The sequence below is a fragment of the Pseudomonas sp. HMSC063H08 genome (genome assembly GCF_001813645.1).
GTDB lineage: Bacteria > Pseudomonadota > Gammaproteobacteria > Pseudomonadales > Pseudomonadaceae > Pseudomonas > Pseudomonas aeruginosa.
The window spans coordinates 202,949-212,689 of sequence record NZ_KV813469.1; the positions used below are offsets into that span (position 1 = coordinate 202,949).

The window sequence follows — 9,741 nt, forward strand, 5'->3', positions numbered from 1 at the left end:
GCGCCAGCGCGGTCTCGGTCTTGCCCACCCCGCTCGGGCCCACCAGCAGGAACACGCCGACCGGCGCATCGGGCTTGTTCAGCCCGGCCGCGGTGGCGCGCATCGCGCGGTCCAGGGCGCTGACCGCCTGTTCCTGGCCACGGATCCGCGCCCGCAGGTCGTCAGCGAACCCCATCACCTTGGCGTTGTGTTCCCGCGCCAGTTGTTCCACCGGTACGCCGGTCCAGGCGCCGATCACCTCGGCAACCAGGCGCGGGCAGACCTCGAAGCTGACCAGCCGCCCCTGGGCCTGGGCATCGGCGAGCGCCTGGCGGGTTTCGTGAAGGGCCTTTTCCAGGGCTTCGACACCGCCATGCTCGTCGGCCGGGAAAGCCTCCGCATCCGCCTCGCTGCCCTGCTCTTCCCGGTTCGCCTCGCGGGCCCTGGCCAATTGCTGGCGCAGGGCGAGCAGGCGCTCGGCGAGTTCGCGCTGGCGGCTCCACTGGTCCTCCTGTACGTGCCGCTCGCTTTCCGCCTGGGCCAGACGCTCCTCCAGCGCCTGCAGGGCATCGTGGTCGATCGGCAGGCCTGCCTCGGCATCGCGGCGCAGGGCCTGGCGCTGGCGCTCACCTTCGGCCAGCTCGCCGCGCAGGCGCTCGAGACTCTCCGGCGCCGCCGCCAGGCTGATGCGCACCCGCGCACAGGCGGTGTCGAGGACGTCGACGGCCTTGTCCGGCAACTGGCGACCCGCCAGGTAGCGGGCGGACAGTTCGGCGGCGGCCACCACCGCGTCGTCGCGCAGGTAGATACCGTGGCTTTCCTCGTAAACCCGGGCCAGGCCACGCAGAATCGTCACCGCCTCGGCAACGCTCGGCTCATGCAACTGCACGGGCTGGAAGCGCCGGGCCAGCGCCGGGTCCTTCTCGAAATACTTCTTGTATTCGGCCCAGGTCGTCGCCGCGATGGTGCGCAACTCGCCACGGGCCAGGGCCGGCTTGAGCAGGTTGGCGGCATCCGAGCCGCCGGCCTGACCGCCCGCGCCGATCAGCGTATGGGCCTCGTCGATGAACAGGATGGTCGGCCTGGGCGCTGCCTTCACTTCGTCGATGACGCCTTTCAGGCGCCGCTCGAACTCGCCCTTCACGCTGGCACCGGCCTGCAACAGGCCCATGTCGAGGGACAACAGCTCGACGTCCCTCAGCGCCGGCGGCACTTCCCCTGCGGCGATCCGCGAGGCCAGGCCTTCGACGATGGCGGTCTTGCCGACGCCGGCCTCGCCGACCACGATGGGGTTGTTTTTCCGCCGACGGGCCAGGATGTCGACCATCTGGCGAATAGCCCCGTCGCGACAGAGCACCGGATCGAGCTTGCCGTCGCGCGCCTGCTGGGTAAGGTTGTGGGTGAAACGCTGCAACAGGGACTCGCCGCCGCCCGGCTTGCCGCTGGGCGCGCCCTCCAGCGGCTGCGAGAGCGCGAAATCCTTCAACCGCTCGATGTCGAGCCGCGCCAGCAGCGGCTGGTAGCGGCTGCCGGCATAGCGCAACGGGTTGCGTAGCAGGGCCAGGATCAATGCCGCCTGGTCGATCTGGCTACGGCCCAGTTCGAGGTTGGCCAGCAACAGCGCATCCTGCAGCCACTGCACCAGCTCGGGCGCGAACACCGGATTGCGCGAGGCGCTGTGCTCGCCCCGCGCTTGCAACGCGGCGTTGAGTTCGCCAGCGTCCACCGCGGCATCCTGCAGGGCGCGCGCCAGCAGTCCCTGGGGACGCTCCAGCAGGCCCAGCAACAGGTCCTCCACCAGTACCTTGCTGCCGCCGCGGGCTACGCAGCGCTCGGCCGAGCCCTCGAGGTCGCGCCGGGTGTCGGCATCCAGCGCCTGAATCAGTTGTTGCAGGTCTACGTTGATCATGCTCATCCATCCTTAATGAATCTTGCTGCCCAGCGTCACCACGCCATCGGCGCGCTCCCGGCCCAGCCAGCTGGTCCAGCCAAGGCGGCAGGCGTTCTGCGCGCCGATGCGGAACTCGCGGATTTCCTCGTGGCGCAAGACCAGCCGGATGTCGTAGTCGAGCGGGTCGCGCAGGGTGAAGCGGACCAGCGCGCAAAGCGGCTGGTAGCCGGGACCGATCGGCAGGAACTCGTGGAAGCGCTGCCAGTCGAGCTGGCGGATATGAATGCGGAACTTGCCGCTGCGGTCGCGGACCCGTTCGCCCAGCACCGCGTCTTCGCCAAGCTGGCTGTTGAACAGGCCGAGTCGGTTGCGCTGCTCTTCGAGGATCGCGACGCGCCGTTCGATACACTGCTCGGCGACCAGTTCGGCATGCTTGAAGTAGTAGCGCAGCACAGACTCGATCAAGGCCGCCGAGTGCGCCCGCAGGCTGAGCAGGCCTAGGTAGGGCAGCAGGCGTTTCCAGTTCAGTTCCCTGGCCTTGCGGATCTCTTCCCCGCCCAATCCGACAAGGGCGAACAACTGAGCGGAGAACGCATCGCTCGCGCCGCTCTGGAAGCTCACCCGGTAGCGGTACTTGCGCCAGATCGGCAACAGCAGCCGATGCAGGCGGTGATGGAAGAGATCGAGGAAGTTCCGCGTAGGATTGCCCTCCTCGCTGTCGCCCAGGGCCTGCTCGCTGTAGAACGCCGGCAACGGCGAACTGGCACCGAACAAGCCGATCAGGTTGAAACGCAGCCGCGCCCGCAGCATGCCGCGCTCTTCGAAGAACTCCACCCGATCGACATCGCTGCCCGGGAAGCCGAGGCTAGGATTGGCCTGGAATTCCAACTGATCGTAGAGCGCCTCGTCTCCCAGGCCGGGATGTTCCTCGCGCAGGCGATCCATGACCAGCAGGACCGCCTGGAACAGCGAGTACTCGCGAATGCCCCGGGCCAGCGCGCTTACAGCAGGGGCTGCAAACCCATGCGCGGTTTCCATTGGTACACGTCTCCCTGTGTGCTCCTCACCCGCAACTCGTGGTAGGAGTTGATGCTGGCGTAAAGCGCGAAAAATTCGTTCAGAACCGAAGCGAACACGAACAGGTCGCCCTCGCCGATGTAGCCTTCCGGATCGATCGTCAGCTCGGTACGCAAGCCGCGCAGCGGCAGGCCCCGATGCAGGCGGTCGACATGCTCGTGGCGGACCGCCTTGAGCCCGCCCAGCAGGCGCTTGCTGACCTTCGCCGCATGCTGGTCGTAGTAGCGCGGCAGGTCGTAGGTTTCGAGGATCACCTTGAGCGCGTCGACGTTGGCCAGCGACAGGTAGTTGAGCGACATGTTGCTGATCAGTTTCCAGAGGAAATCGCGGTTCAGCGGCGGCGCGTAGCTCGGCGTCGCCGGGGTGATATTGCGGAAACCGAGGAACTCCGGCGTGCCTTCGCAGGCGACGCAGATATCGCCCAGGCGCAGCCGTTGGGGCAGGTTCTGGTTGGTGCAGGTCAGTTCCACCGACAGCGTCTCGATCTGCTCGGGATGGCGGATGCCGAAGCTCAGGTAGGTGTCCAGGCCATCGTGCAGCAACGAGGTCCGTTGCCGGACGCTGTAGTGGGGCCGTGCTTCGGGAACGTCGAAGCTGGGATCGTGCTCGAAGGACTCGAACGGCACATAGGCCTGGTAGCCGAGCCCGCCCGGCCGCCAGCCAGTGACGCCTTCTACCGAGAACACCCCGCAGTCCTCCAGGCTGTATTCGGCCGGCATCAGCAGGTACTCGTCCTGCTTGCCGTCGAGGCGGATCGGCAGCGCATCGTGGCGGAACAGGTTGGCCACCGGCGTACAGTACAGCTTGACGTTCTCCAGCGTCGGGTGCAGGCGCTGGATGCCGCTCTTGCGGATATCGAAGCGCAACTCGAGGCCGCGGACCTGCTTGAGGGTTTCCTCGGGCAGCGCGCCGAGCAGGTCAAGGCCATCCACGTCGACGAACAGGAACTTGTCCTGGAACGCGAAGTACTCCTGCAGGTAGCGATAGCCACGGAAGGTATTCAGCGGATAGGGAATCAACGCCTCGTCTTCGGCGAAACCCACCGGCTGCACCCGCTCGCCCGTCAGGCGGAACGACATCGGCTTGCCGGCCACGCCATCCAGCGGCCGCCCATGGGCGTCCAGCGGAATCAGCTGGATGCTCTCCAGGTTGCGCAGCAGGCACAGGTAGAGCATCTGGCTGATGTAGCGCTCGCCGGCCAGGTGCAGGCGCAGCCGACTCAGGCCCAGCTCGCCGAGATGCCCGTCGCAGTTCATCGCCAGGCGCAGGCCGAGCAGCACGCCTTCGCCGGTCACCGAATAGTTGAGCGCCTCCAGCACCAGCGGCAGGACCTCGGTGGCGTAGCAGGTACGGAAGCGACAGGCGACCTCGCCCACCGGCCGGCTCTCGACCGGCGTATCGCGCTCCACGCGCAGCGCCCCGCCCGGGCGGGTCAGGGGGTCGAACTGGAGAATGCTGAAAGCCGGCAGCGGGCGCATATAGTTCGGCCACAGCAGGTGCATCATCGAGTGGCTGAGTTCCGGCAACTCGTCGTCCAGCTTCTGCCGCAACCGCCCGGTCAGGAAGGCAAAGCCCTCGAGCAGGCGCTCGACATCCGGATCGCGTCCGACCTGCCCGAGAAACGGGGCCAGGGCCGGGCTACGCTCGGCGAAACGGCGCCCCAGCTGGCGCAGTGCGGTGAGTTCGCTCTGGTAGTAATGATTGAAGGACACGGCTTACCTGCTGGATATCGTTTCACTGATGGCAGTCGTCTGACCGCTGCCGCCAAAACCGCAATGACACTTCTGGCCTGAAGATCGGAAACCCACGGTGTCCGTTGTCTTTCCGTAATCGACCCGATTCGCGCCCATCTCAGAAGACCTCATGGACGAACCAGGCATCGAAGCGGTACAGCGCCAGGCCGAGGCGTCACCCTGGCGGGCCGCCGCGAAGCCGTCGAAGAACACGTCGGCGGAACCGACGACGATGGGATTGCTGCCATGCCCGGGGAGCGGACAAGCGGTGGGATCGGAAACGCGGGCTGCGGGTTTGCCGGACATCGAAACCTCCTTAGCTGACCTTCACCTGGCCGCTGCCATCCAGGCATGCGGAAAAACTCACCTGGCACTTGAAACCTTCCACCTCCAGCAACCCTTCGATGCTGAAGGCCAGGCGGAGCTGGTCGTTGTCGCGTGGCAGGGAAACGACACGCACGTTGCTCAAGCGCGGTTCGTAAGCCTCGATGAAACCTTCGATGGCCGAGCGGGCCTGGCTCAGGGAGTCGTGCAGGCTCAGGCGCATGTCGTTGAGATCGGGCAACCCGTAGTCGGACAGCGTCTGCACGCTGCCCGCCCGGGTGCTGAGCATCTTGCCCAGATGGGCAGCCACCGACGCCATGGCGGAAACCTCGCGGCTCCAGCCGACGCGCTTATCCGCGTCGCCGTTCAGGCGCTCGAACAGGCTGCCGTATCCGGTCATGGAAAGCTCCGCTTACTCTTTGTCCAGCTTGCCGACCAGCGACAGGGTGAAGTCCGCCCCCATGTACTTGAAGTGCGGGCGCACGTTCAGGCTGACGCGGTACCAGCCCGGCTCGCCCTCGACGTCGCTGACGATGATCTGCGCAGCGCGCAGCGGGCGACGGCCGCGTACTTCGGCGCTGGGGTTTTCCTGGTCGGCGACGTACTGGCGGATCCACTTGTTCAGCTCCAGTTCGAGGTCGGTACGCTCCTTCCACGATCCAAGCTGTTCGCGTTGCAGGACCTTCAGGTAATGGGCCAGGCGGTTGACGATCATCATGTACGGCAGCTGGGTGCCGAGCTTGTAGTTCAGCTCCGCGGCCTTGCCTTCGGCGCTGATGCCGAAGAACTTCGGCTTCTGTACCGAGCTGGCGGAGAAGAACGCGGCGTTGTCGCTGCCCTTGCGCATGGTCAGGGAAATGAAGCCTTCCTCGGCCAGTTCGTACTCGCGGCGATCGGACACCAGCACCTCGGTGGGGATCTTGGTCTCGATCTCGCCCATGCTCTCGAAGTGGTGCAACGGCAGGTCCTCCACCGCACCGCCGCTCTGCGGCCCGATGATGTTCGGGCACCAGCGATACTTGGCGAAGCTATCGGTCAGCTTGGTGCCGAAGGCATAGGCGGTGTTGCCCCACAGGTAATGCTCGTGGCTGTTGGCCACGGTCTCCTTGTAGGCGAACGACTTGACCGGATTCTCTTCCGGATCGTAGGGCGTGCGCAGCAGGAAGCGCGGTACGGTCAGCGCCACGTAGCGGGAATCCTCGGACTGGCGGAAGCTCTGCCACTTGGCGAACTGCGGGCCTTCGAAATGATCCTTCAGGTCCTTCAGGTCCGGCAGGCCGGTGAAGCTTTCCAGGCCGAAGAACTTCGGACCGGCGGCCGCCACGAACGGCGCATGGGCCATGCAGGCCACGCTGGAGACGTATTGCATCAGCTTGACGTCGGGCGAACTGGGCGACATGTAGTAGTTGGCGATGATGGCGCCGACCGGCTGGCCACCGAACTGGCCGTATTCGGCGGTGTAGATGTGCTTGTACAGGCCGGACTGCATCACCTCGGGCGAGTCCTCGAAATCGTCCAGCAGGTCCTGCTTGGAAACGCTGAGAATCTCGATCTTGATGTTCTCGCGGAAGTTGGTGCGGTCGACCAGCAGTTGCAGGCCGCGCCAGGCCGACTCCAGCGCCTGGAAATCGGGATGATGGAGGATCTCGTCCATCTGCGTGCTGAGCTTGGCATCGATCTCGGCGATCATCCGGTCGACCATCGCCTTCTTCACCGGCTCGCCGTCGTTCTGCGGCTTGAGCAATTCCTCGATGAAGGCGGAGACGCCGCGCTTGGCGATGTCGTAGGCCTCGTCGTCCGGGCTCAGGCGGGTCTCGGCGATGATGCTGTCGAGAATGTTGTATTCGCCGTTCTGGTTCCGGCCTTGCTGTGCGGCACTGGTGCTCATGTATCTGCTTCCTTGGCTAGGGGTGGCTCAGGCGTCCTGGGAGGGGGCGGCGCTCAGCCCCAGCTCGCCCAGCACACGGCTACGGGACTCGTCGTCGGCGAGTACGCTTTCGATGGCCTTGCGGAACGCCGGGGCGTTGCCCAGCGGGCCCTTGAGGGCCACCAGCGCATCGCGCAACTCCATCAGCTTCTTCAGCTCGGGCACCTGCTCGACGATGCTGGCCGGGTTGAAGTCCTTCATCGAGTTGATCTGCAGCCCCACCGCCAGCTCGTCGCTGCCGCCCTCCTCCTGGAGACGATTGGGTACGCTCAGCGTCAGCCCCAGCTCCTGCTTGGCCAGGACCTCGTCGAAGGTCATCTTGTCGATGCCGATCGGCTTGCGGTCCTCCACCTTGCGCTCATCCGCGCGCTGGGTGTAATCGCCGATCGCCAGTAGCTTCAACGGCAGTTCGATTTCTTCCTGGGCACCGCCAGTGGCGGGCTTGAAGGTGACGTTGATGCGTTCCTTTGGGGCTACCGAGCCTTCTTTGGCCATGGCTTTTTCTCCTTGAGAATTGAGGGCGCGAAGCCCTATTCGAGCACCACCTCGAGATCGAGGTGGCACAGCCTGCGATAAATGTCTTCCTTGCGTTCTCGCACGGCGTGGTTCTGCGGCAACAGCTCGCAGCAGCTATGCAGCAGGTGCAGTACATCCAGCGCCAGATCGGGCTCCCAGGCGTGCAATCCCGATTCGTGCAACTGATGGTCGAGGCTCTCCAGCTGGGTCTTGGCCAGCTCGTACTTCTTCGCCAGGAAGCACAGTCGCGCGAGGCTCAGTTGCCAGAAGAACCGGGCGCGCCCGCCGTGGGCGCGCTTCATGCCCTGCTTCAACACCTGTACCGCCGCCTTCAAGCCGTCCTTGCGCAACACCGGCTGGACCTCGTCCAGGGCGACGTCCCATTCGGCCTGCAGGGCCACGGTCTCGACCTTGCGCGGCGCACTGTCGTTCTGGAGATGGGGCATGACATGGGCGCTGATCCAGCCACGGGTGGCCGCATCGGCGAATGCGCTGCCGTCGTGGAAACGCAGCTCCACCAGCCCCGGCAGACGCTGCAGGAGCAAGGCGAAATGCATTTCGACTTCCCGCATCGCCTGCTCGGCGTTGAGCCCTTGCAGGCACTCCCAGACCAGGCGCTGGCCGTCGAACCAGAACGGCGCCCGTGCCAGGCTCGCCTCCAGCTCCACCAGGAGATCGGCGTACAGGCCCTGGGCGAAACGCTCCTGGTAGCTTTTCAGCTTGTCCGCCGGCACTCCCCTTAGCGCAGTGACCTGTTCGGCATTGCGCTCGGGCATGGACTCGATGGGCAGCCAGAGCATCGTCCGGTTGAGGCGCAGCGCGCGCAGATCGGTGGCTTTCTGCTTCAGCCACCAGGCGCACAGGGGGCGTGCGGCCTCCTGCTGGGCGCGCATGGCCTTGTGGGCGTCGCGCTCGTTGTCGATGGGCGCACCCGGCGCCAGCAACTGGCTGGCCGCCTGCTTGACCTGGGCCACCACGGCGCCGACCACGCCAGGTTCGGGCTGGTTGTCGGCGGCGCGCTGGAGCATGCCCGAAAGGCGTCGGCTGATCGGCAGCAACAAGGGCGCGTCGTCGCCCAGTTGCGCGGTCAGCGCGGTATCGAGTTTTTCCAGGTGCTCGGCGAGACGCCGGAACAGGGGGAGTTGCTCCTTGATCGGTACGTTCTCGTTCAGCGCCTGCTCCAGCCGGGGCACCAGCCAGGCAATGGCCGCGGCGCGAGTGCGCGCCTTGAGCGGATGGATCTCGACCCAATGCCGGCTGCACAGACGTTCCAGCAATCCCAGTCCGGCCAGCAAACCGGGAAAGGATTCCCGTTGGTAGAGGGCCCAGGTCAACCAGGCTGCAACACGCAGGTCCTTGGATTGGGCACGAAGCAGCGCTTCGCTGTTTTCCAGGATTTTCAACCAGTCGGTCTGGCCGTTCTCATGGAGCGAGAGCGCCTTGCCCAGCTCATTTTCCAGCGCCTCGTATTCGCTGGAAAAGCGCACATCCTCACCCGCAAAGACATCCTTTGAAATCGGCTGTTCCGCGAGTTCCAGATAATGCGAGGAGAGCTTGCTCGAATAGGTCATCCTAACCCTTCAATGCACACCATGTGCGCCAATGAATATCTTAACAATTCAACTAGTTGGCATAAAAACCGAACGAAAATCCCAATAGCCTGAAAAGCTCTTTGCCTTTTCCATGAAAACAACATAAAAACTGGCAAGCAACAGGACATTCCCTCTTTGGGAATTTTCCTATTCATTGATACGAATCAATGAAAGATTTTCAGCCAAACGTCAGGCGTCTGCGTCCATGCCCTTTACGGCTTGGCTATAGCCATCATAACGACATTGATGGCCATTTGGAAAACCCTACCAAAACAGGTAGTTAACAATTTATAAAAAATAAGGCAGACAACAGTGGATTCCTCTGGAGAGCCTCGAAACATAGGCCTTCCAAGCGGACCAACAGCTGATTTAGAGCGTAATAGCGATTGTGCAAGAAGTTGCACAATGAAAACCAAGAAACATCCCCAATAACAGCCCACAGCCCTTGAAAATACTGGCCTGGACACTACTGCGCAAAAAGTTGCACAGCACTGCGCAACTTCTTGCTCAATTCACTTGTTATTTTTCATTCAAAACGAGACATGGATAACAATTATCCGTCGGATGCGTTTGATTTATAAGGATAGTTAAAACACTGGCATGAGAATTGTTAGGTGAAGTTGCCCGAGGGGTGGTCCAACCCGCGGGATTTCCTACTCACGCAAGGAGAGCATCCATGGCAACCCCCGCCTATATGTCCAT

General features: G+C 63.8%; 7 protein-coding genes and 1 pseudogene. All 8 read right to left on the reverse strand.

Annotation, left to right across the window (positions count from 1 at the left end; all coding sequences use genetic code 11):
- Positions 1-1,894, reverse strand: a 1,894-nt coding sequence (locus tag HMPREF2924_RS18940; RefSeq protein WP_083316505.1) for an AAA family ATPase, incomplete at its 3' end; no start/stop codon positions are given.
- Positions 1,895-1,900: 6 nt separating this feature from the next.
- Positions 1,901-2,908 carry a type VI secretion system baseplate subunit TssG gene (gene tssG / locus HMPREF2924_RS18945; RefSeq protein ID WP_003110442.1) on the reverse strand — a complete coding sequence of 336 codons (1,008 nt, stop codon included), beginning with the start codon at positions 2,906-2,908 and terminating at the stop codon, positions 1,901-1,903.
- Positions 2,872-4,659 carry a type VI secretion system baseplate subunit TssF gene (tssF, locus tag HMPREF2924_RS18950; RefSeq protein WP_023094778.1) on the reverse strand — a complete coding sequence of 596 codons (1,788 nt, stop codon included), beginning with the start codon at positions 4,657-4,659 and terminating at the stop codon, positions 2,872-2,874. The genes tssG and tssF overlap by 37 nt, the downstream gene beginning before the upstream one ends.
- A 159-nt stretch (positions 4,660-4,818) precedes the next feature.
- Positions 4,819-4,986, reverse strand: a pseudogene (locus tag HMPREF2924_RS35545) (PAAR domain-containing protein); the annotation flags it as partial.
- 10 nt (positions 4,987-4,996) lie between these two features.
- The gene (gene tssE, locus HMPREF2924_RS18960) at positions 4,997-5,404 is read right to left on the reverse strand and encodes a type VI secretion system baseplate subunit TssE (protein WP_003132899.1); all 408 of its coding nucleotides are present in this window, start codon (positions 5,402-5,404) and stop codon (positions 4,997-4,999) included.
- A gap of 12 nt (positions 5,405-5,416) precedes the next feature.
- Positions 5,417-6,892, reverse strand: a complete 1,476-nt coding sequence (gene tssC, locus HMPREF2924_RS18965) for a type VI secretion system contractile sheath large subunit (protein ID WP_003087596.1) — start codon at positions 6,890-6,892, stop codon at positions 5,417-5,419.
- 27 nt (positions 6,893-6,919) lie between these two features.
- Entirely contained in the window at positions 6,920-7,426 is a 507-nt protein-coding gene (gene tssB, locus HMPREF2924_RS18970) for a type VI secretion system contractile sheath small subunit (RefSeq protein ID WP_003114607.1), read from the reverse strand.
- A 35-nt stretch (positions 7,427-7,461) separates the two neighbouring features.
- Positions 7,462-9,018: a type VI secretion system protein TssA gene (tssA, locus tag HMPREF2924_RS18975; RefSeq protein WP_003097814.1), complete on the reverse strand. Its 1,557-nt coding sequence runs from the start codon at positions 9,016-9,018 to the stop codon at positions 7,462-7,464.
- Between the last annotated feature and the right edge of the window lie 723 nt (positions 9,019-9,741).

Bases quoted from the DNA above. Each gene is read 5' to 3' on its own strand.
- tssC (WP_003087596.1), bottom strand. From the start codon at position 6,892: ATGAGCACCAGTGCCGCACAGCAAGGCCGGAACCAGAACGGCGAATAC.
- tssE (WP_003132899.1), bottom strand. From the start codon at position 5,404: ATGACCGGATACGGCAGCCTGTTCGAGCGCCTGAACGGCGACGCGGAT.
- tssA (WP_003097814.1), bottom strand. From the start codon at position 9,018: ATGACCTATTCGAGCAAGCTCTCCTCGCATTATCTGGAACTCGCGGAA.
- tssG (WP_003110442.1), bottom strand. From the start codon at position 2,908: ATGGAAACCGCGCATGGGTTTGCAGCCCCTGCTGTAAGCGCGCTGGCC.
- tssB (WP_003114607.1), bottom strand. From the start codon at position 7,426: ATGGCCAAAGAAGGCTCGGTAGCCCCAAAGGAACGCATCAACGTCACC.